Here is a 22,646-nt window from a genome sequence, read left to right as displayed (position 1 = left end):
CGCCCGTGGGCCGGGCGGACCGCACACGCGCAAGGACGGAGCCCCGATGTCCCGGGTCAGGGTGCACAACTTCTCCATCTCGCTGGACGGATTCGCCACCGGAGAGGGGCAGAGCGAGGAGGCGCCCTTCGGGCACGCGGGCATGCGCCTGCACGAATGGGCGTTCCGGACCAGGACGTTCCGCGCCATGCGCGGCCAGGACGGCGGCGGCACCGGCGTGGACGAGTCCTTCGCGCAGGCGTCCGAGCACGGCGTCGGCGCGGAGATCATGGGGCGGAACAAGTTCGGCCCGCAGCGCGGCCCCTGGGCGGACGAGGAGTGGAAGGGCTGGTGGGGGCCGAACCCGCCGTTCCACACCCCGGTCTTCGTCCTCACCCACCACCCCCGCCCCTCGCTGGAGATGGCGGGCGGCACCACCTTCCACTTCCTCGACGCCCCGCCCGAGGAGGCGCTGCGGCAGGCCCGCGCGGCCGCCGACGGCCTGGACGTCCGCATCGGCGGCGGCCCGACCGTCGTCCGCGAATTCCTGGCCCGCGACCTGATCGACCACCTCCACCTGGTGGTCGTCCCGATCCTCCTCGGCCGCGGCGAACGCCTCTGGGACGGCCTGGAGGGCCTGGAGCAGCGCTTCGGCTCCGTGGAATCGGTCTCCTCCCCTTCCGGCGTCACCCACGTGACCTTCCAGCGCTGAGCACACCGGCCCCGGCGGGCGGGCGGAGGTCGGGCCGTCAGCGCCCGCCGGTCGGGCCGCGCAGGGTGAGGGCGACGGTGGCGGCGGTGGCCGTGAGGGCGAGGACGGCGAGGAGGGGGGCCCAGCCGTCGACGGTGGTGGGGAGGAGGGCGAGGGCGAGGACGGCGGCGGCGCCGGTGGCGGCGGCCACGGGGGCGAGGCGGCCGCGGAGCTGGCACAGGCCCGGCGGGCCGGCGGCGCGGGCGTCGGTCAGCAGGAGGTGGGCCAGCAGGAGGGCGGTGTAGACGGCGGCGGTCCACGGGCCCGGGTGGTGGAGGGCCGCGAGCAGGACGGTGCCGGCCGCGAGCACGGTGTTGCGGTGGTGGGCGAGCCGGCCGCGCAGGCCGGTGGTGGCGCGGACCGGGCGGCGCACCACGGCCGGGGCCGCCCACCAGGCGAAGGCGCAGGCGACGGCGGCCACCAGCATCCCCGGCACGCCGTGGCGCAGCAGGGTGGGCGGGTCGCAGGCCGCGAGGGCCAGTGCGAGGCCGAGCGGCCGGGCGGTGCGGTCCTTGGACGTCATCGGGGCCTTCCCGGGATTCTGGAACGCGTCAGCGGGGCGAGGGACAGGTCGAGGCTCTCGCCGGGGCGGTGGGCCACCACCGGGATGCCCCGGCCGCGCAGCGCCGCGCGGACCGCCTCGCGCTCGGCCTGCCACAGCTCCAGGGCGAGGTCGGCGGCCGGGTCGGCGGCGGCGGTCCGGGGGCTGCCGGTGGGCACCTCGACGACGACCAGCGCGGTCCCGCGCGCCGTCAACGCGGCCAGGGTGTCGAGGATGCGGAGGTCCGCGAGCGGGGTGAGCACGTACACCAGCGCGTCCGCGGGCACCGCCAGCGCGACGGCTCCCGCGCCGGACTCGTCGCCCCCGCGCCCGGCGGTGCTGCGGTGGCCGGTGCCCCGGCGGCCGGTGCCCCGGCGGTCGGTGCCCCGGCGGTCGGTGCCGCCGCGGTCGGTACCGCTGCGGTCGGTACCGCTGCGGTCGGCGAGCGGGTCGCGGGCGTCCAGGACCGTCTCCACGATCCGGTAGAAGTGGGCGTCGCCCGTCCCCGGGCGCAGCCAGCGCACCGCGGCACCGACGCTGACCACGCCGACCCGGTCGTGGCTGCGCAGGTAGGCCCGGGCGATGCCCGCCGCCGCGCGGACCGACTCGTCGAGGCTGGAGGTGCCGGTGGCGGCGTCCACGTAGTCGGCGCGGGCGTCGATCAGCACCACCGTGTCGGCGGCGTGCTCGGCCGCGAAGCGGTTGAGCTGGAGCGCCCCGCGCCGGGTGGTGGACGGCCAGTGGATGCGCCGCTGCCGCTCCCCCCACGCGTACGGGGCCACCCCCACCACCTCGATGCCCTCGCCGGCCCGGCGCACGGTGTGCTCGCCGATCGACGCCGGGAGATGGACGGGGACCGGTGTCAGCGTCGCGTCGCCCGGCACCGGGAACACCTGCGCGCGGCCGAGGTCGGCCCGCACGGTGCGCCGGACCAGGCCCCCGCGGTCGTGGACGTCGACGTCGACGGCGCCCAGGACGGGGTGCCCCCAGCGCGCCACCGCCAGCTCCAGTTCCACGACCGCCCCCGTCACCGCCAGCGACCGCAGTTCCACGCCCGGGCCGAGGTGGACCCCCGGGTCGAGCCAGCCCGCCGTTCCCGCGAAGTCGACACCGATCCGCGCCGTGAGGACCTCCCCCTCGAAACAGCGGCGCGGGGTGACCTCCACCGTCGCGGACAGGTTCCTCGGCGCGCTGTCCCCGGCCGCGCCCAGGGCCAGCAGCACGACCGCGGCCGCCGCCGGGGCCAGCAGCCACGGCTCCCGGAGCAGCAGCGCGGCACCCGCCGCCGCGACCGCGACCGACAGCAGGCGCAGCGCCCGGACCGTCAACCGCCCGCCGGGGGGCGGCAGCGGCGGCGGCTCCGCCGCGTCGGGGACGTCCTCGCCCAGGGCGCGGGACAGCGCGGGGCCCGCCAACCGCCCGCCCGCAGGAGCGGACGCGGACGGGGGCGAGGGCGGGGACGAGGACGAGGACGAGGAGGGCGGCTCGGCCGTGTCGGGAGCGTCCCCGCCGAGGGCGCGGGCCGGTGTCACGCGCCGACCGCCGCCGGGGCGGTGCGCGGAGCCGGGACCCGGGCCACCAGGTCCGCGACGACCTCGTCCGCGTCGACCTGACGGACCCACAGTTCCGGCCGCAGCGACACCCGGTGCGCCAGCGCGGGGACCGCCAGCGCCTTGACGTCCTCCGGAACGACGTAGTCCCGCCCCGCCAGCACGGCCCGGGCGCGGGCCAGTTGGATCAGCGCGAGACCGCCGCGCGGCGACGCGCCGACCCGCAGCTGCGGGTCGCTGCGGGTCGCGTCCAGCAGCGCCACCACGTAGTCGACCAGGTCGCCGGAGACCTCGACCCGCTCCAGCGCCGCCCGCATCGCCAGCACCTCCAGCGGATCGGTCAGCGCCTTCAGCACGGCCTCGGGCGCGGCCCGGTCCAGCCGGGCCCGCAGCATCGCGGCCTCGTCGGCGACCGGCAGGTAGCCCATCCGCACCCGCAGCAGGAAGCGGTCGAGCTGTGCCTCGGGAAGGGTGTAGGTGCCTTCGTACTCGATCGGGTTGGCGGTGGCGATCACCACGAACGGCGACGGCAGCGGGTGGGTGGTGCCGTCGACGGACACCTGCGTCTCGGCCATCGCCTCCAGCAGCGCCGCCTGGGTCTTGGGCGGGGTGCGGTTGAGCTCGTCGGCCAGCAGCAGCTGGGTGAACACCGGTCCCGGACGGAACACCATCTCACCGGTGCGCTGGTCGTAGAACGGCGCGCCGGACACGTCGGAGGGCAGCAGGTCGGGCGTGAACTGGATCCGGCGGAAGTCCAGGCCGAGCGCGGTGGCGAAGGACCGGGCCAGCAGGGTCTTGCCGAGCCCCGGCAGGTCCTCGACCAGGACGTGGCCACCGGCCAGCACGGCCAGCATCACCAGTTCGAGGGCCTCCCGCTTGCCGGTCACCGCCCGCTCGACCTCGTCGAGGACGGCGCGGGCGCACTCGCCCGCCTGCTGCGGCGTCAGCGTGCCGGGGGCCGGGTGGGTGCTGGTCACGGTGCTCCTGGGAAGAAGGGGAAGAAGAAGAGGAGAGGAAGGACGGAGGGGCGGGGCGGTCAGAGCTGCCGCAGTCCCTCGACGAGCAGGCGCAGGTCCGACTCGGTGACCGGGCCGGGCGGGTCGGTGCGGGCCGGGTCCAGCCACGGCCAGACCTGGGGGCCCGTCAGTTCGGCGACCCGCTCGGGGTGGTGGTGGCGGGAGAGGCGGTGGCGCTCCAGCAGTCGGGCGTCGTACAGGCGCTGGACGCGGTGGCGCAGCACCGGCCCGTAGCCGTCCTCCTCCCGCAGGGAGCGGGTCACCTGCTGCCGCCAGTCCCCGAGGTCGACCTGCCGGGCGTGCATCCGGTGGGTCTCCTTGCGGTGCCCCCGGTCCTCGGAGTGGGCGCCGGCCGCGTACCGGGCCACGACCAGCGCGAGGACGGTCAGGACGAGGGCTCCGCCGCAGAACGCGGGCAGTCCGCCGACCAGGGCGAGGCCCGTCTCGACGACGGTGGCGAGGACGGCGGCGTGCGCCAGGCTGTGCGCGACGCTGCCGGGGACGAGGTGCTTCGCCGAGGGCTCTTCCGAGGGCTTCGCGGGGGGTGTCACCGGACGCCCCCCGGCAGGTCGGTGGTGGCGGGGGCGGTGGCGGTGGCGGCCGGCTCGGCGAGGGCGGCCGCGATGGCGTCCAGCGCGGCGGTGGCGCGGCGGACGTGGTCGGCGTCCATGGGGTGGGTGGAGTAGCGGGCCTCGCGGAAGAGTTCCGCCAGGGTCTGCGCGTCGCCGGTGTCGTCCAGGTGGCCGGTCCGGGCGGCGCGGCGCAGCAGGTCGGTCGGGCTGTCGGAGTCCAGCAGGTCGACGCCCGCGTCGGCGAGCGAGAGTTCCATCGCCCCGTAGCAGGCGATCACCGCGCCGCGCGGGTCCGTCCCGCCCAGCAGCGCGGCCCGCCCGGAGGCGACCGCCTCCGCGAGCACCCCCGCGCCGGCCACGCCGCCCGTGCCGTGCACCAGAGCCGCCGTCGGCGGCGGGGCCGGGCGGGAGCGGCGGCGGCGCCACAGGCGGACGGCGAGCACCGCGGCCACCAGCAGGGCGGCGGCCAGGCCGATCCACAGCAGTCCCGTACCGAGGTGGAGCCCCGACTGCGGGTGCGGGGACGAAGTGCCGTGGCCGGACACCGACCTGCCCGACGTGTTCGGCCCCGCCGTGCCGAGCGGCATCCGGGTGGGCTGCGGCTCCTCGGGGACGAACGGCGCCGGGCCGGTGTCCTGCCCGTGCACCAGCAGGAACGCGACGGGGATCAGGACCGCCCCCGCCACCAGCAGCAGCCCCACCGCGTCCGCGAGCCGGCCCGCCGCGGCGGTCGGCGGCGGGCCGGACCTCAGCGCGGCCCGGAACCGCCGCGCGAGCACGCCCAGCAGGACGGCGCTCCCCACGACCAGCAGGCCGATCAGTCCGGAGTGGTGGGCCAGCGGCGCGAGGTCGTGGCCGCGGGGCGGGTCCGCGTCCGGGCGCAGGGCCAGCGCCGCCACTCCGAGCCCGAGGACCGCGGCACCGGCCGCGGCCGTGCCCGCCCACCGCGACGCGACCGCTCCACGACGACCGGCGCCGCCTGTACGCGACATGGTGCTGACTCCCCCGTACTCCCCGCATCGGCCCGGTGTGCTGGTTGCGAATGCTCGGCCGACCGGGCGACAGCCTTGCACACCGCCGGAGGTTCTGTCAGCAGCCGAACGGTCGGGACGACCGGGCGCGGCCGGGTCAGAGGGTGAGGGCGAGGGTGGCGGCGACCGGGGCCAGGTAGAGGAAGGGGAAGACCACGGTCTTGTAGGAGCGGGCCCGCAGGATGGTGGCCACCGCGCCGAGGAAGTACAGGAGCAGGCCGACGGCGGCCGCGATGCCGAGGGCGGGCACCGCGAGGCCGACCAGCAGGCCGGCGGCGCCGACGAGCTTGGCCAGGGCCAGCGGGCCCCACCAGGAACGCGGGACCCCGTACTCGACCAGCGGGCCGGTGACGAACTCGGCGCGGCGGGCCAGCGAGACGCCCGAGAAGCCGACCCAGGCGGCGGTGGCGACGGTGAGGACGACGAGGACGACGAGGGTGACGGACATCGGGGACTCCCGGGTGCTGCGACAGGGGGCGGGGGGCGGAGGTCCGGGAGGCGCTGAGGCGCTCCCGGGTTCCGCCGTACCTGCTCGGACACTCCGCTGACCCCGCCCGGGCCGCGGATGTGACAGCGCGTCGGAAAGATTTTTTCCCGCGTCCCCAGGAGCCCCGTGGTGGGGGTGGCGGGGCAGTGCGACGCCCCTCGGAACGGGGTTCTCCGGAGGGGTTCCGGGCGGAAGGTGACGGGGGGTCAGGGCGGGGCGCCCGGCGGGGTGAGGAGGGAGTGCAGGGAGCGGTTGTGGCGGCGCAGCCAGGCGCGGTAGGCGGGGTTGCCGGCGGCGAGGTCGAGGTAGGTGTGGCGGAGGTCGGTCCAGAGGCCGTCGAGGGCCGGGGCGGGGATGGTGTCGGGGCGCCAGGTGAGGAGGAGGCGGACGGCGAGGGGGTCGCCGTGGACGGGGCGCAGGACGGTGCCGGGGCCGGGGGGCGAGGTGGGTTGGCAGGGGCGGACGGCTTCGCCGGAGGCGACGAGTTCGGCGGCGGTGGCGTTGTCGCGGACCTGGACGACGCGGGGGTCGAGTCCGGCTTCGGCGAAGACCCGGCGCAGGGCGGCGTACTCGTGGTCGGCGGTCGGGTCGACCATCCAGGTGTCGTGGGCGAGGTCGGCGAGGCTGACGACCGTCCGGTCGGCGGCGGGGTGGGTGGCGGCGAGGGCGACGAACTGGGGTTCGCGGGCGACCAGGACGCGTTGTCCGGTGCCGGCGGGGACGTGCAGGGGGAAGCCCTCGCTCTCGTGGACGAAGGCGATGTCGAGCTGTTCGGCGGCGACCAGGTGGAGCAGCGCGATCGCCGAGATGTCGATGTGGATGGTGGTGTCGGTCTCCGGGAGCCGGTCGTGGACGCGGCGCAGCCAGGCCGCGACGGCGCGGCTGCCGACGCTGCCGATCCGCAGTCGGCGGCGGCCCGGTCCGGCGGCCTCGGCGCGGGCGGCGGCGACCAGGGCGTCCATCTCGGTGATCACGGGTCGGGCGCGGGAGAGCACGGAGTGGCCGAGGGCGGTGGGGCGGCTGCCGGTCCGTTCGCGGGTGAACAGCCGTCCGCCGATGGTCCGTTCGATGCGGTGCAGTTGGGTGGTCAGCGTCGGCTGGGTCATGCCGAGCCGACGGGCGGCCTTCCGGACGCTGCCGGTGTCCGCGATGGCGCACAGCACCCGGAGGTGTCGGACGTCGAGCTCCATCACGGGAGCATAGCCAGGCGCCCCTTGTCTGCCAAGGGCATGTCAAGAGATGTCCATGGGGCGTCAACTCGCTTGCCGCGCAGGGGTATTGCCCGGAGCTATCGCCGGTTGGCATCTCCGCGCCCCGCCCGGCCTGCCCCCAAGCTCGGTGCAACACCACCTGTCACCGCGCCCCGGACGGCCCCCCACGGCCCCGGGGCCCCGCGAATGGAGTCCCCCATGAACCGCTCCATGACCGTGCTCGCCGCCGCCCTCGGGATCGTCCTCGCGGTCGGCACCGCCGCCGTGCCGGCCTCCGCGGCCACCACCGCCACGGCGGGGACGGCGACCACCGCCCAGGGCTACACCCCGTCCCCGGGCATCGCCGCCAACTCCTCCGAGGACGCCAACAACAAGGCGTTCTACGAGGCCGTGATGAAGTCGGCCCGGGCCAAGCAGGCCGCCAACCCCTACCTGCTGGCCGTCACCGTCACCTACGACACCACCAACGCGCCGACCTTCCGCACGACCATCGCCCAGAGCGCGCAGATCTGGAACTCCTCGGTCACCAACGTCCAGCTCCGCTCCGGCACCAACGCGGACTTCCGCTACTACGAGGGCAACGACTCGCGCGGCTCCTACGCCTCCACCGACGGCCACGGCGGCGGCTACATCTTCCTGGACTACGCGCAGAACCGGCAGTACAGCTCGCTGCGCGTCGTCGCCCACGAGACCGGCCACGTGCTGGGCCTGCCCGACCACTACTCCGGCCCGTGCAGCGAGCTGATGTCCGGCGGCGGCCCCGGCACCTCGTGCACCAACCCGAACCCGAACAGCACCGAGCGCAGCCGGGTCAACAGCCTCTGGCGGAACGGCCTCGCCCTCGTCGGCTGATCCCCCGTCCGGCCCGACCGGGCCCGACCCGCCCTCCCGGGGCGCGGGTCGGGCCCGGTCCGCTTCCCGTCGGGGGCGCTCGGTCCGGACTCCCCCGCCTCGCCCGCCGTGGAGCTGACGGGGTTTCCGGGACAGGTGAGGGCGGCGGCGTCGTTCGGCGCCGCGGCGGACGTCGCGGCGGACGTCGCGCGCTGAACCGTCCGGGCCGGTCAGCGGCCGCGTACCCGTCAGTTCCCTTGGCGGCGGGGGGAACTGACGGTGTCCCGGCCGGTCGTCCGGGAGGGGCGCGGGCGGGGAGGTCTGTGAGATCTGCCACGGCGGAGGGAATTGCGTAGACACGCCCGCGTGCGGCATCGTGAGGGTCCTGTCAGGCCCCGCGTACGGCTCCACCGCCTTCATCCGGCCCGTCCGGACCGGCGGCCGAGCCCGCGCCTCCGGTGACCAGTGTTCGACGGAGGCCAGTGTTCCGGGGCAGATACGCGCCCGTACGGTCACAGGCCGGGCGACGCCGGAAGGAAACCATGTGACTCGGATCTCGGTCCGGGGAGTCGCTGTCGCCTCCGCCACCGCGGTGACCGCCGTCGGTGCCGTGGTGGGCGCCGCCTCCGGGAATGAGGGTCAGGCCGTCACCACGGCCGACGTCGCGAGCGCGACCCTGCTCGCCGACGCCCCCACCGGCGCGCACGTCCAGAACGTCAGCGACGGCATCGGCCGCCAGGCCGACGCCCAGCAGGTCTCCGCCGACGCCGCGGCGAAGAAGGCCGCCGACGAGGCCGCCCGGCAGAAGGCCGCCGCGGACGCGCAGGCCAAGGCCGACGCCGAGAAGGCCGCCAAGGCGGATGCGGACAAGGCCGCCAAGGCGGACGCGGACAAGCGTGCCAAGGAGGAGGCCAACCGGGCCTCCGCCCGCAGCACCCTGGCCACGATCAGCCCCGGCTCGGTCCAGGACATGGCGCTGCAGATCATCGGCGACGCCGACCAGTTCCAGTGCTTCAGCCAGATCGTCAAGCGCGAGAGCGGCTGGAACTACACGGCCATGAACCCCTCCGGCGCGTACGGCCTGGTCCAGGCCTTCCCGGGCTCCAAGATGGCCTCGGCCGGCGCGGACTGGCGCACCAACCCCGCCACCCAGATCAAGTGGGGCCTGAACTACATGAACGGCCGCTACGGCAGCCCCTGCGGCGCCTGGTCCTACTGGCAGGTCCACCACTCGTACTGACGCCGGGCGATCCGTGGCTCCGGAGCGGCGGGTGACCGTCCTGCACAACGGCGCGCTGCGGGCGGCGGGCGTCCGGCAGGGGGACGTCGTCGCCTACGACTGGGGCTTCCGCCTGGACGGCGTCGACCACGTGCAGCGCACCTTCGTGCTGCTCGCCGAGCACCTGCAGATCAACCAGCCGGTGGCCTTCCCCCCGCAGCAGCGCGGCTGGTGGTACTGCGACCTGGTGTCCCTGGAGTGGGACGGCCGCGACCTGCTGCGGACCCGGGACCTGTGGATCGACGTCGTCGTCGGTCCCCCGGACCACCCCTACCGCCTGCTCGACCTGGACGACTACGCCGACGCCCTCGCGGACGGGCGCCTCGCTCCGGAGCAGGCCGCCGACGGGCTGCGGCGGGTGCAGCGCTTCCTCGACCGCCGGCTCAACCGCCGGCACGAGGCGGTCCGGAGCTGGCCGGACTTCCCGCCCGCCGAGGTCGCGGAACTCCTCACCGCCGAGCTCCCGCAGGACTGGGAACTGTTCGGCTGACGCCTCGTCGCCCCGCGCCCCGGGCGCCCGCGCGGCTCCGGTCCGACGGGGGCTCAACTCCCTTGCGGGGCAAGGACGGCGGCGCTTTGTGGCGGGTGGTGCGTGAACGTAGACTGCGGCCGTCCCGGCACGTCATCGTCGAACGGAGCGCCCCGTCATGTCCAAGGTCACCGCGATCGCCCTGCTCAAGGCCGCGCCCGGCGCCGAGGAGAAGGTCCGCGCGCAGGCGCTGTCGCTGGTCGGGCCGTCGCGGGCCGAGCCGGGCAACCTGAGCTACCAGGCGTACGTCCACCCGGAGGACCCGAGCGCGTGGCTGGTGTTCGAGGAGTGGGAGGACCGGGCCGCGTTCGAGGCGCACCTGTCGAGCCCGCACCTGACCGCGGCGCTGGCGGCCGGGCCGGGCCTGCTGGTCGGGCCGCCCGCCGAGCACGTGTTCACTGCCGCGGAGTGACGCCCCGGGGGGGCCTGAGCGCCCCCGGGTCCGGTGCGGCCGCGGGTGTCACCGGCGGCCGGTGAGGGCGGCGGCCGCGGCCCTGCCCTGGCGGTGGCCGGCCCGGGCCGCGGCCGGGCGGCGGGCGTCGGCGGTGAGGTCGCGGCCCATCGCGCGGCGGGCCTCGGCGTCCGGGACGACCAGGGTGGTGGGGGTGCCGGCCGCGCGGAGTGCGGCGGCCTGCTGCCGGGCGTCGGGGTGCGGGCCGACGGCGGCGGGGACGGGGGTGACCGCGAGGACCCGGCGGTGGCCGGCGGCCAGCTGGAGGTTGCCGGTGGAGCGGGTTCCGCCGTCGATCCACCGGCGGCCCAGGGCGGTGGCCGGGGGCCAGAGCAGCGGAACGGCGCAGCTGGCGGCGACCGCGTCGACGAGGTCGATCCCGGTGCCGGCGTGGAACGCCTCGACCCGCCCGGTGGCGGCTTCGACGGCGGTGATCCACAGGGGGCGGTCCGGCCAGGCGGTGTGGCCGCCGAGCAGGGTGCGCACGGTGTCGTGCAGGCCCGGGCCGGGGGCGGGGCGGGCGGTGAGGGCGGCCCGTCCGAGGCGCCGGATCGAGCGTTCGGGGTCGCGGGTCGGCAGGGCCGCCCACAGGAACCGGGCCGTCCGGGCGAGGGTGACGTCCATCTCCACCCCGTCGAGGCCCGCGAGTTGACGTTCGTACAGGGTGCGGGCGTCCTCGCCGCAGGCGAGCCGGGTGCCGTGGACGGCTCCGGCGGAGGTGCCGATGACGGTTCCGGCCGCGGCCGGGTCGACGCCGGCCTCGGCGAGGCCGGCCAGCACGCCGAGCGTCCAGGCACCGCCGACGGGCCCGCCGCCGCCCAGGACCAGTGCGGTGTCGTCCACGGGGTTCCTCTCCGACCTGCCGGACCGGCAAGCGGGGAGTGCTCCCCGCTTTGCTTCCGTGGGACGATACCACCCGTACCGGGGACCGCTCCCCGCTTCTCTGGAGGCCGGCATGACCGACGCGAACGACACCGCACCGCCGCCCGGGCGGCGGGACGCCCGGCGCAACCGGGAGCGCCTGGTCGAGGCGGCCCGGCGGACCTTCGCCGAGCAGGGCCTGGACGCCCCGTTCGACGTGGTCGCCCGTCGCGCGGGCGTCGGCAACGCCACCCTGTACCGCCACTTCCCCACCCGGGCGGCGCTGGTCGACGCGGTCTTCGGCGACCTGCTGGCCGCGACCTCGGCGGCCGGCGAGCGGGCCCGCAGCGCCCCGGACCCGTGGGAGGGCCTGGTCGGCTACCTGGAGCACGTCTTCGCGGGGCTCGCCGCCGACCGGGGCAGCAACGACCTGATGACCGCCCACCTCCCGGACAGCCGGACCCTGGAGGCCGTCCACGCGCACAACCGGCGGACCGTCGAACTGCTGCTGGCCCGCGGCCGGGAGCACGGCAGCGTCCGCCCCGACCTCACGCCCGAGGACGTCCTGCTCGCCCTCGCCGCCCTCGGCCGCACCGTCCCCGCCCTGGCCGGGGCCGCCGGTCCCGGGGCCTGGCGCCGCCCGCTGGCCCTGCTCCTCGACGGCTTCCGCGCCTCCCCCGGGCACGGTGCGCTGCCCTCCCCCGCCCTGCGCCCCGAGCAGTTCGACGCCGTCCTGCACCGCCTGGGCCCGCACCGCGCCGCGCCGACCCGACCCGGGGGTCCGGCGGGGACTTGACGGGGGCTCGGTGCGCGGCGAAGTGGACCCCGCCCCCTGCGGAGCCGGCTTCCCCAGGGTGGAGCCGGGTTCAGGGCAGCGGGGTCTCCCAGTCGAGGAGGCGGAGCAGGGCCTTGTCGGGGTGGGTCGGGGGGCGTTCGGAGTCGCGGGGCGGGTGGGTGGTGCCGGTGGTCGGGGGGCGGCCGGCGGTGAGGCGGGCGCTGGCGGCCATGTTCTGTTCGGTGCGGGGGCGGCGGTGGTGTTCGTAGCGGGCGAGGGCGTCCTCGGTGGCGGGGGTGTCGCGCAGGGCCTTGGCGAGGACGAGGGCGTCCTCCAGGGCCATCGAGGCGCCCTGGCCGGTGGCCGGGGAGGCGGCGTGGGCGGCGTCGCCGACCAGGATCGCGCGGCGGGTGCGCCAGCGGGTGCCGGCCCGGAGGTGGAGGGCGTTGGTCACCATCAGGTCGTCGCCCGTCCCGGCGACGATGTCGGCGCAGGGGGTGCGGTCCGGGCGCAGCAGGGCGGTGAGTTCGGCGCGCCACCGGGCCGGGGTGGTGCGGGTGCGTTCCTCGACGGTGACGGGCGGGCCGGGGACGCGGGCGAACCAGTAGGTGTGGCCCTCGGGCGAGACCAGGTGGCCGAAGGCGGCCTGGCTGCCGCGGACCATGGTGATCAGCGCGGGTGCGGCGGCGGGCGGCGGGGCGGCGGTGCTGTAGCCGTAGAAGACGCGCTGGCCCGCGTAGGCCGGGGCGGCGTCGGGGTCGAGCCAGGTCCGCACGGTGGAGCGCAGGCCGTCGGCGCCGACCAGGAGGTCGCCGGTGGCGGTGCTGCCGTCGGCGAAGTGCGCGGTGATCGCGTCGGCGGTCTCGGTGACGCCGGTGAGCCGGGCGGCGTGCCGCAGGGCGATGCCGCGCCGGGCGGTCTCGGCGCGCAGGACGGTGGCGAGTTCGGCGCGGCGCAGGCAGCGGTAGCGGGTCAGGGGGTGGTCGGCCTCGCCGAGGGGGACGGCGGCGAGTTCCGTCCCGGTCTCGTCGAGGACGTTCATGCGGGTGACGTCGAAGCCCGCCCGGGCCACCGCGGCCGCGGCGTCGAATCCGGCGAGGGCGCGCATGCCGTTGCTGGCCAGGGTCATGAACGCGCCGATGTCCTCGCCGGTCTCGGGGTGCGCCTCGTGGACGACCGGCTCGTGGCCGGCCTTGTGCAGTGCCAGGGCGGTTGCCGTCCCGGCGATTCCTCCGCCGACCACCACGATCCGTGCCATCGGCCGCCTCCTTGTCGTGTCCGCGCCGTCTTCGACGGTTCCATCCTGGCAGAACCGTCCGCCCGGGCGGCGGCGGACGGCGGGAACGCGCGGGGCGTTCTTCTTCGCACCGGGCTTCGGAGGGAAGGGAACTGACGGTGCGTCATGCGAGCGCCGCCCGGCCGCCGCCCCGGCAGCAGGGCGGGGGCGGGGGTTTCCTCATCGGCGGGGTTGTCCCGCCCGAGGCCGGGTGGGAGCACCGGGGCGGGGGAAGAGGGCCGGTGTGGAAGCCATCGTGGGCAGGACGGACAGCGCGAGCGGCGCGGACGGCGCACCGGCGGGGGCGGGGCCGTGCGCCTGGCCGTGGCCGTGGCCGTGGCCGGAGTTGATGGGCCGTCGGCCGGTCCTGGTCGCCCCGGCCGCCCCGGGGCGGGACGTCCTGGCGGCGGAGGGCTGGGTCGACCGCGGCTCCTTCCCCGCCGGGGGCGGTGGTGGCGACGGTCCGGCGCCGGGCTGGTCGGCCGTCCTGACGGGCCGTCGGCTGACGGTTCGCCGCCCGGCCGGGGAGCTGTGGTTCGACGGTCCGGTGGCCGCCGACCGCGAGTGGCGGCGGCGGGTCCGCGACCACGGCGCCCTGCTCCTGATCACCGGGCCGTTCACCGGGCCGTTCGACCTGCGCGCGGCCGCCGAGGCCGACTCGCTGCGCCTCCTCACCGTCCAGGCCCGCGCCGCGACCGACCTCTGACGCCCCGGCCCGCACCGCGGTCGGCGATCGGCGCTCCGGCGCGACGGGTGCCGCTGGGGGTCAGGTCCTCCGCATCCGGTAGGTGCAGGTGCGGTAGGGCATCTCGACAGTGTCGCGGCCGGTCAGTGCGGGGTCGGTGGTGGCCAGTTCGGTGGTCTCCCGGTCCAGTCGGGCCTGTTCGGCGGGGTCGGCGGTGAGGTAGCGGGAGCGGGAGCGGACCAGGTCGGCCAGGCGGTCCGTCGGGACGGTCACGGTGTGTTCGGCCAGGCCGCGTTCGGGGGCGGTGAACCACGGGGCGACCGGCCCGTACGGCCAGGCGTCCTCCAGGCCGTAGCCCTCGCTGCCGACGATGGCGGAGAGGGCGGCCACCCAGGGGGTGCGCTCGTCGCGGACGTTCCACAGGGCGGCGAGCACGCCGTCCTCGCGCAGCACCCGGTGGATCTGCGGCAGCGCGTTCCGCGGGGCGAACCAGTGGTACGCCTGTCCGACCACGACGGCGTCGACGGAGCCGTCCGGCAGCGGGATGTCCTCGGCGCTGCCGGCGAGCACCCGGGTGCCCGGGTGGCGTTCGGCGGCCACGGCGCGCATCTGCCCGTCGGGTTCGACGGCGACCACCTCGTGCCCGGCGGCGCGCAGGACGCTGGTCAGCAGGCCGGTACCCGCTCCCAGGTCCAGGACGCGCAGCGGCGCGGGGCCGAGGGCCCAGGAGAGCGCCTCCGCCGGGTAGTCGGGCCGGATCGAGTCGTACAGGCGGGCGGCGGCGCCGAAGGACAGTGCGGGGATCGACATGTTCCCGAACCTACCCGGCCCGGGACTCCCGACACTGGCGCGGCAGCACTGCGGCACCGCGGCACGGCGCCGGATTTCGGGGCGGCCCGGGCATTTCGACAGTCCGTCCCCGTACTCGGAATTCTGCTTTCCGGACGGCTCGAGCGGAACTCGAGTTCGACGCCGTGCAAGATCGTTGACACCTTCGCTTACGTATGAGCATGATGACGACATCAGTTCGGCGGGGGCCGAGTGCCGGAAGCACCGGGAAGTGAAAAACACTTCGGAATTCCACCCCCTTGTCGAAGATGAACAGAGAAGGGGGATACACCCATGTCCACCGAGATCACCGCCGTCGAGGCCCTCGACTTCAGCGACTTCGCCATCGACGAGATCGAGGCCGTCGACCTGCCGGACACCGTGGGCCTGCCCGCCATGGGCGCCTCGGACGGCGCTTCCTGCTGCGCCCTGAGCTGCTCCTGCTGCAGCTCCAGCAGCTGATCCGTCCCGCGGTCCGGCCCTGATCGGGCACGGACGGGGCGACGGTCAGGCATCGGGCGGACCCGGCCGGACATCGGCCGGACATCGGCCGAATGCCGACCGGGCGCCAACAGGGCGCCGAGGCCGGGCTTCGGGGGCGCAGCAGGACCCGCTCCCCCGGAACCCGGCCGCCCGACTTTTCCGAAAAGAACCGGGGCCGGTCGCCGGAGATCCGCGACCCGCCCCCACCGAAATCCCACGTATTCCGATGAAATTCGACCGACCGAACGACCGGAGATTTCCGTGGACATCGAAAATGAATCCGCCGGACATCCGGTCGCGCGCTTCGCGGTCGCGGGCGAGTCGGTTACGCGCATCAATCCCGTCCCGTTCTCCGACTTCCTGCCGCCCGCCGCCGCAGCGGCGTGGGAGCGGCTCGGGGCCGCCCGGGGCGCGGTGCTGGAGAGCGCGGCGACGGCCGCCGACGCGCTGCACGAGCTGGCGCGGCTGGAGCCCGCCCGGGCCGGGGAGCACGTCCGGCTGCGGCGGCGGGTGCGCGGCAAGCCGTTCACCCCGCTCGCCGAGGCGCCGGCCGGGCCGGCGGCGGTGGGCGGGTGGCACCGGGCCGCGCGCGACTACCAGTGGCTGCTGGACGATCTGGCGGACGGTCAGGACGCGCTGCGGGAGGCGGAGCGGGCGGGGCTGGCCGAGGTGTGCGGGCGCGAGGAGTTCGCCGCGTCGCTCGCCCTGGTGAGCGCCGACCTGGACCGGGCCCGGGACCGCTTCCTGCGGCACCGGGGCGGTTGGGACCGGCAGGACCGCAAGTCCGAGCACCAGTTGTTCTCGTACGCGTACCGCGCGATGCTGCGCACCAGTCCGCGTTCGCAGTTCACGGGTGTGGCGCTGCGGCCGGTCGGGCCGGGGCCGGTGGGGTACGACCTGGACGGCCCGGTGGTGCGGCCCGGGCTGGAGCTGAGCCGCAGCGTCGAGGTGCAGCGCGGCAGTTACGTGTCGATCGCGGAGTCGGCGCTGGCCGCCGAGCTGCGGCGGACCGGCCGCCCGCCCCGGCACGTGCGGCTGGCCCCGCTCGCGGCGGCCGGACCGGCGGAGGTGGCGTTCCTGAGTTTCACGGCGGCCGGGCGGCGGCGGGTGACGGTCCGTCGGCAGCCGCCGCTGACCGCGGTGGTCCGACTGGTCCGCTTCGACGTGCCCGGGCGGGTGGAGCTGGCCGGTCGGCTGGCCGTCGAGCTGGGCTGTTCCGCCGCGGACGCGGAGCGGGTGGTCCGCTCCTGCCTGGAGATCGGCCTGCTGCTGCCGGCCCTGCCGGTGCCGGACGCCGAAGAGCGCTTCCTGCCGGAGCTGGCCGCCGCGATCGAGGCCGAGGGCGCGAGCCTTGCCGAGGGCGAGGGCAATGCCCGGGGCGGGGCCGGGGCCCGGGTGGCCCGGGAGGTGCGGGCCGTCGCGGGGCTGGTGGACCGGCTGGCGGTGGAGGGGGCGGCGGCGCGGCCGGGGCTGCTGGCCGAACTGCGGTCCCGGCACGCCGGGTTGCAGGTGCACGCGCCGCTCCCGCTGCAGGTGTACGAGGACACCGTGGTGCGGACGGACGCGCCGGTGCCGGTGGCGCCGGAGCGGCTGGCGGAGCTGGCCCGGCTGCTGGGGTTCCTGGCGGTGTTCGACCTGAAGGCGGACATGCGACTGGGGCTGCGGGCGGCCGTCCGGCGGCGCGGCGGCGAGGTCCGGTTGGCGGACCACGCCGAGGCGTTGGCCGAGGAGGCGCCGGCCGCGGCGGTGGCGGCGGGGCAGGGCCGGAGCGTCGGCGATCCGCTGGTGGACGCCGGGTTCGGGCGGCTGTGGTCCGTCCGGGGGCGCATCCTCGGCGAGGTCGCGGACCTGCTGGCCGCGGTGCCGCCCGGCGGTGTGCTGGACCTGCCCGACGCGGCCGTCCGGGCCTGGTCGGAGCTGGTCGCGCCGCTCCTGCCGGACGGCCCGGCCTCGTTCGGCGCGATGCTCCAGCCGGCGGGCGGACTCCTGGTCTGCAACGCGGTGTTCGCCGGGTTCGGCACCCATCTGGCCCGGTTCCTCGGGCCGGACGCCCGGGCCGGCGGGGCGGCGCTGGAGCGGACCTCGGCGCGGCTGCGGGCCGTGCTCGGCGACCGGTACGCGGAGGACCGCTGCGCGCACGGGCTGAACACCGGGGTGCACCCGCAGCTGCTCGACCGCGCGTTCGCCCCGGCGGACTGGGGCCGGCTGGTGCTGGCCGACACCGGTGCCGGGGGCGGGCTGCGGCTGGGGACGCCGGAGGGCCGGACGCCGTTCGTGCTCACCTCCACCCGCTGGGACCTGCTGCCCGCGCCGACCCGGATCGCGCTCTGGCTGCAGGGCGGCGGCGAGGTCTCGGGCGGCCTGGACCGGCTGTACCGGGAGCGGCTGCACCGGGAGCGGGCGGGGGCGGAGGAGGTGGTGGCGGTGCCGCGGATCGGCTACGGGGGCGTGGTGCTGCAGCGGGCGCGCTGGTACCTGCCGTCGCTCGCGGAGCTGCTGCCGGCGGGCGAGGAGCGGGAGCGGCTGCACCGGCTGCTGGGGTTCGCGGACCGGTGGGGGCTGCCGCGCCGGACGTTCGGCAAGTCGGTGCCGCCCTGGCAGCAGGTGGGCCGGTCGGCGCTGCCGGACTGGACGGCCGGTCCGGCGGCGGTGCGGGGCAAGCCCCGGTACCTGGACCTGGCGAGCCCGTCGAGCCTGGCCGCGCTGGCGAGGTCGGCCGCCGACCTGGACCGGACCGTGCTGGAGGAGTGCCTGCCGCTGCCGGTCCCGGGGCGGCGCACCGCGGAGTACCTGTACGAATTCGACCGGATCGGATGACACCGTGATCACTGTCGTACGTGTTTACGACTACCACCCGAGCAAGCTCGGGCTGTTGAGCGGGACGGTGCTGCCGCTGCTCGGCGAGGTCGGGGCGGCGCACGCCCTGCCGGTCGCGTTCTGCACCCGGGGCTGGGACGGCGGTTCGCACCTGGCGCTGCACCTGGCCGGTCCCGGCCTGGACCGGGGCGTCGTCGACGGCCTGTCCCGGCGGCTGGCCGCGGCCGTGGCCGCGCGCCCCGCGCCGACCTGGAGCGGGGCCGAGTACGCCGCCGCCGCCGAGCGCAACCGCGCCCTGGAGGGCGGCGCCGGGTTCCGGCCGCGGCCGGAGCCGCACGGCACCGTCGAGGTGGAGCAGGTCCCGGACGACGGCCCGCTGGCCGCCCCGCGCCGGACCTACCGCACGGAGCTGGCGGGCGTGCTGCGCGCGGCGCTGTCCCCCGCCCCCGGTGCGGACACTGACGCCGCGTCGGGCGCCGTCCCGGGCGGGGTCGACGGCCTCGTGACGGGGCTGCTCGCGGCGACGGCGGCGGTCTACCCCGGCGGGCTGCGCCTGGGTTCGCTGTCGCTGCGCTCGCACGCCGAGGCGTTCCTCGCGGGGCGGCCCGACGGCGAGCAGGTGCGGGAGCACTTCGACCGGGCGTACCGGCAGCACCGCGCCGGGCTGCTCCGGCTGGTCGCCACCGGCCTGGAGTCCCCCGCCGCGCTGCCCGGCCACGGGCCGGCCGCGCGGACGTACGCCGCGCTGCGGACGGCCGGGCACGCGGCGGACGTCCGGCTGCTCACCGCACCGCGACAGCGCGACCTGCCCCGGCCGCAGCACGGGGCGGGTCCGGAGCCGGACGCGGCGAGCGAGTTCCATCTGACGCTGCGTCGGGCCGGTTTCTGGGACGCCCCGCCCGAGGGGTTCCGGGAGTACCGGGTCCTGGTCAACTGGCTGTACGAGTCCCTGCCGCTGCTCGATGTCCGTCCCACCACCCGTTACCTCTGCTGCCACCTGCTGGCCTGCGCCGTGGACGAGTTCCTCGGCGAGAGCTGGCAGCAGCGCCTCGTCCGGAGGACCGTCTGATATGTCTGCCACGTCCGTCGTGCTGCGTCCGAGCGTCGTCTTCGGTGCCGTTCCCACCGGGGTCTTCGTCCAGTCCCCGTTCGAGTCCTTCGCCCTCAGGCTGCCGCCCGCCCTGGTGCCGCCGGTGCTGGGCTGGCTGGCCGCGCTGGAGGAGCCCACCACGGTGGAGGGGCTGCTGGCGGTGGCCGGCGGCCCGTCGGCCGAGGCCGTCTGCCGCCAGGTCCTCGACCAGCTGGGCCGCCGCCGGGCGGTGGTGGAGGTGCCCGGCGAATCGGCGGGGGACGCGCTGCCGGCCGACGCCCGGACCTTCCTGCGGGGGCACGCCCCGGACCCGGAGCGGGCCGCCCGGGCCCTGACCGGGGCCCGGGTGACCGTGCGGGGCGACGCGCCGCTGGCGGCGGCCTGCGCGGCGGCGCTGCGGCGGCGCGGGATCGCGCCCGGCGTCGAGCCGGGCGGCACCGCGGAGCGGCCGCTGGTCCTGCTGGCCGAGCGGCCGGAGGGCGACCGGGTCGAGGTCGAGCTGCACGCCGCCGGGAGCCGGTGGTGGGTGCTGCCCGGCGGGGCGCCGGGGCGGGAGCTGCGCGAGCGGCTGGACCGTCCGGGCGAGGTCGGCGACACGGCCCGGCTGCTGGCCGCCGGGCTGGCCGCGGACTGCCTGTTCGCGCTGCTCACCGGCACCGAGGACCGGCCCCGGGTACGGGTGGTGGACGCGGACGTGGTCGGCTGGCGGGTGGTGCCGCTGGGCGATCCCGCCGCGGAGCGGCACCCGGGCACGACGGCGCGGGCCGCGCTCGACCCCGACCACCCGGCCGCCGACGAGCTGGTCGGCGTGCTGCGCCTGGACACCCCGGACGACTGGGAGCAGTTGCCCGTCTCGCTGTCCCGGGCGAGCGGCCGGTACGGGTCCTCCCCCGTCGCGGGCTGGGGCCTGTCCCACGAGCAGGCCGGGACGGACGCGCTGTGCGGCGCCGTCCGGGCCGGGCGGGCGGATCGCGGGAGCGGGCCGACCGAGCGGGCGGCGTTGGCCGACCTGCGGCTGCGGGCCGCCACGGCCGAATTCCGCCGGGCCGCCGGACCGGACTGGTCCACCGGCCCGCTGCCGGGTCCGGCGGCGGAGCTGGCCCGGGCGGTCGACGCGCCGGGGCCGGTCTCCTGGCGGGTCCACCCCGCGCACGGCGGGCTGCGGTTGGCCGAGCTGGACCGCGCCGGGCTGCGGACCGCCGCCTGGGGCGTGGACGGGTCGGACGCGCTGGAGCGCGCCCTGGGCCGGGCGCTCGCGGTGGAGACCCTGGGCCGCCGGTTCGGGGCGGCCCGCGAAGACGGCGACGGCACCGGCGCGGTGCTGCGGTTCGGGGGCGGGGGGACGGACGGGGTGCTGATCGAGACGGTCGACACCGGCGTCCTGCACGCCCTCGCCGAACGCGGCGGGTCGGACGGGCTGCCCACCCTGGACGGGCTGCCGCTGCTGGCCGCGCCGCCCGGCCCGGACCTGTTCCGGGACCGGCCGGACCCGGTGGTCGGGTACGCCCAGGTCGCCGGGATCGGCGGCACCGAGACGGCGGGGGCGGGCCGGTGAGCGCCGTCGGGCTGCCCGAGGCCGGTGAAGTCACCGGTATGTCGGCCGAGTTGACGGACCGTCCGCGCCACCGCGACGGCGGGCCGGTGGGCGCCGTCGGACTGCCCGACGCGGCCGACCCGGTGGAAGCGGACGGAGCGGCCGCAGTGGACGGGGTGGACGGGGTGGACGGAGTCGCCGGGATTCCGGCCGAGTTGGCGGAGCGCCTGCGGGCGGTGGCGGTCCGGGTCGGTGCCCGGCTCGCCGTGTTCGCGGGGCATCGTCCGGAGGCCGAGTCGGCGGTGCTGCGGCGGTGTGCCGAGGCGGGCGAGGCGCTGTTGCCGGTCCGGGTGTGGCCCGGTGAGGTCGAGGTGGGGCCGCGCTGGTCGGCCGGTGGCCCGGACGGCTGTCCGCTGTGCGCGGCGACCGCCCAGTTGCGCGGCCGGGCGGTGCCGCCGGGCTCGGCCCGGCTGCGGGCCGCCGGCGGGCTACTGGCGGGGGCCGTCGAGCAACTGCACCGCGCGGCGGACGTGTTGGCGCACTGGACGCCGGGCGGCGGCGAGGTGCTGGTGGTCACCCGGACCGGTGCCGCGGTGCAGCGCGTCCGCAGGGTCACCGGGTGCCCGTCCTGCGGGGCCCCGCCCCTGGGCGACCCGGCGGTCGGCAGCGTCCCGCCCGTCCTGCTGGACGAGGACCTGCGGCCGGTGGCGGCGGACACCACCGGGCTGGACCGGCTGACCGAGCACTGCGTGGACGCCCGGTACGGGCCGGTGCTGGGGCTGCAGCAGGTCGCGGACTCCCCGGGCGCGCTGGTCGCGGCGCTGCACTCGCGTTCCGGCGAGCACGCCGAGACGGCCGGGTTCGGGCGCGGGCGGCAGGTGGCCGGGGCGGCCCGGACGGCGATCCTGGAGCGGCTGGAGCGGGCCGGTTCGGAGGCGGTGCTGGCCCGGGAGCCGGTCCGGGCGTCCTACGCCGAGCTGGGCGGCCTGGCCCTGGACCCGCGCCGGCTGGGCCGGTTGAGCGCCGAGCAGTTGGCGCACCCGTCCTGCCGGGTGGACCCGTTCACGCCCGACGCGGAGCTGCTCTGGGCGGAGGCCGCCTCGTGGGAGGACGGCCGCCGGGTGCTGGTGCCGGTCGAGGCGGCGTCGTACCACGTCACCCCGCGTCCGGGGGCGGGGCTGCGCTGGGGCCGGGTGCTCTTCGAGTCCTCGAACGGCTGCGCCCTGGGGTCGTCCCGGGACGAGGCCGTGATCCACGCGCTGCTGGAGGTGATCGAGCGGGACGCCTTCCTGATGTCCTGGTGGCGGGGCGCGCCGCTGCCGCGGATCGACTGGCGGTCCGTCACCGATCCGTTGAGCCGTCAGCTGCACGCCCGGATGCGGCAGGCCGGCTACCGGGTGCACCTGCTGCGGGTCGACGGCGGCGTCCCGGTGCCGGTGGTCTGGGCGCTGGCCTTCGACCCGCGGTCGCCGGGCCGGTTCAGCCTCACCGCGGCCGGGGCGCACCCCGATCCGGTCCGGGCGGTGCGCGGCGCGCTGACGGAGCTGGCCCCGCTGGTGCTGGGGCGGCTGGTGGCCCGGGACGACGGGGCGGCTCGGCGGCTGCGCGCCGATCCCTGGCGGGTCTCGACCCTGGCCGACCACGTCCGCTGGTACTCGGTGCCGGAGGCGGCGCCGGTGTTCGAGCCGTTCCTGTCGGGTGGGGCGCGGCCGCTGTCCGAGGTGTTCGCCGACTGCGTCTGGGGGCGGCGGCCGGCCGCCGCCCCGGCCGGGCAGCCGGTCGGCGGTCTGGGCGAACTCGCGTACGGTCTGCGGGAGTTGCTGCGCGCGGCGGGGATGCCGGAGGTGCTGGTGGTCGACCAGGGCGGTTGGGAGCACGTCCGGGTGGGCCTGCACGCGGTGCGGGCGATCGTGCCGGGCGCGGTGCCGATGTGCTTCGGCTTCGCGCACCAGCGCGTCCTCGGGCTGCCCCGGCTGGCCGCCGCGGTCGCCGGGGTCGAGGAGGGCCCGCTCGCCGACCGCCTGACCGTGCACCCGTTCCCGTGAGCCGCCGGAGCGCCGTCCCACCGT

General features: G+C 77.1%; 22 protein-coding genes. 12 read left to right on the top strand and 10 right to left on the bottom strand.

The window, feature by feature from the left end; all coding sequences use genetic code 11:
- Nucleotides 1-46: 46 nt before the first annotated feature.
- The gene (locus ACIQBJ_RS16395; RefSeq protein WP_400709666.1) at nucleotides 47-691 is read left to right on the top strand and encodes a dihydrofolate reductase family protein; all 645 of its coding nucleotides are present in this window, start codon (nucleotides 47-49) and stop codon (nucleotides 689-691) included.
- A 37-nt stretch (nucleotides 692-728) separates the two neighbouring features.
- Here ACIQBJ_RS16395 and ACIQBJ_RS16390 read toward each other — a convergent pair whose 3' ends face one another.
- From ACIQBJ_RS16390 to ACIQBJ_RS16360, 7 genes are all read right to left on the bottom strand, one after another.
- Complete coding sequence (locus tag ACIQBJ_RS16390; protein WP_400709663.1) at nucleotides 729-1,253, bottom strand: hypothetical protein; 525 nt, start codon at nucleotides 1,251-1,253, stop codon at nucleotides 729-731.
- Nucleotides 1,250-2,803: a DUF58 domain-containing protein gene (locus ACIQBJ_RS16385; protein WP_400709660.1), complete on the bottom strand. Its 1,554-nt coding sequence runs from the start codon at nucleotides 2,801-2,803 to the stop codon at nucleotides 1,250-1,252. Before ACIQBJ_RS16385 ends, ACIQBJ_RS16390 begins: the two co-directional genes overlap by 4 nt.
- A complete protein-coding gene (locus ACIQBJ_RS16380) occupies nucleotides 2,800-3,798 on the bottom strand; it encodes an AAA family ATPase (RefSeq protein WP_400709657.1) in 999 nt (332 codons plus the stop codon). Before ACIQBJ_RS16380 ends, ACIQBJ_RS16385 begins: the two co-directional genes overlap by 4 nt.
- Before the next feature lie 59 nt (nucleotides 3,799-3,857).
- Complete coding sequence (locus ACIQBJ_RS16375; RefSeq protein ID WP_400709654.1) at nucleotides 3,858-4,388, bottom strand: hypothetical protein; 531 nt, start codon at nucleotides 4,386-4,388, stop codon at nucleotides 3,858-3,860.
- Entirely contained in the window at nucleotides 4,385-5,401 is a 1,017-nt protein-coding gene (locus ACIQBJ_RS16370; RefSeq protein ID WP_400709651.1) for a DUF4129 domain-containing protein, read from the bottom strand. The genes ACIQBJ_RS16375 and ACIQBJ_RS16370 overlap by 4 nt, the downstream gene beginning before the upstream one ends.
- Nucleotides 5,402-5,537: 136 nt before the next feature.
- Nucleotides 5,538-5,888 (bottom strand): DoxX family protein, encoded by a 351-nt coding sequence (locus ACIQBJ_RS16365; RefSeq protein WP_400709648.1) that lies wholly within the window; start codon nucleotides 5,886-5,888, stop codon nucleotides 5,538-5,540.
- Nucleotides 5,889-6,133: 245 nt separating this feature from the next.
- A complete protein-coding gene (locus ACIQBJ_RS16360) occupies nucleotides 6,134-7,117 on the bottom strand; it encodes a LysR family transcriptional regulator (RefSeq protein WP_400709646.1) in 984 nt (327 codons plus the stop codon).
- A gap of 219 nt (nucleotides 7,118-7,336) precedes the next feature.
- Between ACIQBJ_RS16360 and snpA the strand changes: the two genes are divergently transcribed.
- The 4 genes from snpA (at nucleotide 7,337) to ACIQBJ_RS16340 (ending at nucleotide 10,189) form a co-directional block, all read left to right on the top strand.
- Entirely contained in the window at nucleotides 7,337-7,990 is a 654-nt protein-coding gene (snpA, locus tag ACIQBJ_RS16355) for a snapalysin (RefSeq protein WP_400709644.1), read from the top strand.
- A gap of 523 nt (nucleotides 7,991-8,513) precedes the next feature.
- Nucleotides 8,514-9,209 carry a transglycosylase SLT domain-containing protein gene (locus ACIQBJ_RS16350; protein WP_400709641.1) on the top strand — a complete coding sequence of 232 codons (696 nt, stop codon included), beginning with the start codon at nucleotides 8,514-8,516 and terminating at the stop codon, nucleotides 9,207-9,209.
- 31 nt (nucleotides 9,210-9,240) lie between these two features.
- Complete coding sequence (locus tag ACIQBJ_RS16345) at nucleotides 9,241-9,738, top strand: DUF402 domain-containing protein (protein WP_400709637.1); 498 nt, start codon at nucleotides 9,241-9,243, stop codon at nucleotides 9,736-9,738.
- Between the two features lie 157 nt (nucleotides 9,739-9,895).
- Entirely contained in the window at nucleotides 9,896-10,189 is a 294-nt protein-coding gene (locus ACIQBJ_RS16340) for a putative quinol monooxygenase (RefSeq protein WP_400709634.1), read from the top strand.
- Between the two features lie 48 nt (nucleotides 10,190-10,237).
- Here ACIQBJ_RS16340 and ACIQBJ_RS16335 read toward each other — a convergent pair whose 3' ends face one another.
- A complete protein-coding gene (locus tag ACIQBJ_RS16335; protein ID WP_400709631.1) occupies nucleotides 10,238-11,071 on the bottom strand; it encodes a patatin-like phospholipase family protein in 834 nt (277 codons plus the stop codon).
- Between the two features lie 112 nt (nucleotides 11,072-11,183).
- Here ACIQBJ_RS16335 and ACIQBJ_RS16330 point away from each other — a divergent pair, with 112 nt between their 5' ends.
- Nucleotides 11,184-11,885 carry a TetR/AcrR family transcriptional regulator gene (locus ACIQBJ_RS16330; protein WP_400709628.1) on the top strand — a complete coding sequence of 234 codons (702 nt, stop codon included), beginning with the start codon at nucleotides 11,184-11,186 and terminating at the stop codon, nucleotides 11,883-11,885.
- 70 nt (nucleotides 11,886-11,955) lie between these two features.
- Here the strand turns inward: ACIQBJ_RS16330 and ACIQBJ_RS16325 are convergent, their stop codons facing one another.
- On the bottom strand, nucleotides 11,956-13,122 hold the full coding sequence (locus tag ACIQBJ_RS16325; protein WP_400709625.1) for an FAD-dependent oxidoreductase: 1,167 nt from the start codon (nucleotides 13,120-13,122) through the stop codon (nucleotides 11,956-11,958).
- 262 nt (nucleotides 13,123-13,384) lie between these two features.
- Between ACIQBJ_RS16325 and ACIQBJ_RS16320 the strand changes: the two genes are divergently transcribed.
- Nucleotides 13,385-13,846, top strand: coding sequence for a hypothetical protein (locus ACIQBJ_RS16320; RefSeq protein WP_400709622.1), 462 nt, complete (start codon nucleotides 13,385-13,387; stop codon nucleotides 13,844-13,846).
- Between the two features lie 60 nt (nucleotides 13,847-13,906).
- Here the strand turns inward: ACIQBJ_RS16320 and ACIQBJ_RS16315 are convergent, their stop codons facing one another.
- Entirely contained in the window at nucleotides 13,907-14,635 is a 729-nt protein-coding gene (locus ACIQBJ_RS16315; RefSeq protein WP_400709619.1) for a class I SAM-dependent methyltransferase, read from the bottom strand.
- Between the two features lie 312 nt (nucleotides 14,636-14,947).
- Here ACIQBJ_RS16315 and ACIQBJ_RS16310 point away from each other — a divergent pair, with 312 nt between their 5' ends.
- From ACIQBJ_RS16310 to ACIQBJ_RS16290, 5 genes are all read left to right on the top strand, one after another.
- Nucleotides 14,948-15,115: a thiazolylpeptide-type bacteriocin gene (locus tag ACIQBJ_RS16310; protein WP_400709616.1), complete on the top strand. Its 168-nt coding sequence runs from the start codon at nucleotides 14,948-14,950 to the stop codon at nucleotides 15,113-15,115.
- A 282-nt stretch (nucleotides 15,116-15,397) separates the two neighbouring features.
- On the top strand, nucleotides 15,398-17,953 hold the full coding sequence (locus ACIQBJ_RS16305; RefSeq protein WP_400709613.1) for a lantibiotic dehydratase: 2,556 nt from the start codon (nucleotides 15,398-15,400) through the stop codon (nucleotides 17,951-17,953).
- Nucleotides 17,954-17,957: 4 nt separating this feature from the next.
- Nucleotides 17,958-19,022 carry a hypothetical protein gene (locus ACIQBJ_RS16300; protein WP_400709610.1) on the top strand — a complete coding sequence of 355 codons (1,065 nt, stop codon included), beginning with the start codon at nucleotides 17,958-17,960 and terminating at the stop codon, nucleotides 19,020-19,022.
- Between the two features lies 1 nt (nucleotide 19,023).
- Nucleotides 19,024-20,598 carry a hypothetical protein gene (locus tag ACIQBJ_RS16295; RefSeq protein ID WP_400709607.1) on the top strand — a complete coding sequence of 525 codons (1,575 nt, stop codon included), beginning with the start codon at nucleotides 19,024-19,026 and terminating at the stop codon, nucleotides 20,596-20,598.
- Nucleotides 20,595-22,622, top strand: coding sequence for a YcaO-like family protein (locus ACIQBJ_RS16290; RefSeq protein WP_400709604.1), 2,028 nt, complete (start codon nucleotides 20,595-20,597; stop codon nucleotides 22,620-22,622). The genes ACIQBJ_RS16295 and ACIQBJ_RS16290 overlap by 4 nt, the downstream gene beginning before the upstream one ends.
- The last annotated feature ends 24 nt before the right edge of the window (nucleotides 22,623-22,646 follow it).

The sequence above is a fragment of the Kitasatospora sp. NPDC088391 genome (genome assembly GCF_044753345.1).
Lineage (GTDB): Bacteria > Actinomycetota > Actinomycetes > Streptomycetales > Streptomycetaceae > Kitasatospora.
This window is presented reverse-complemented; position numbering and strand designations above follow the sequence as displayed.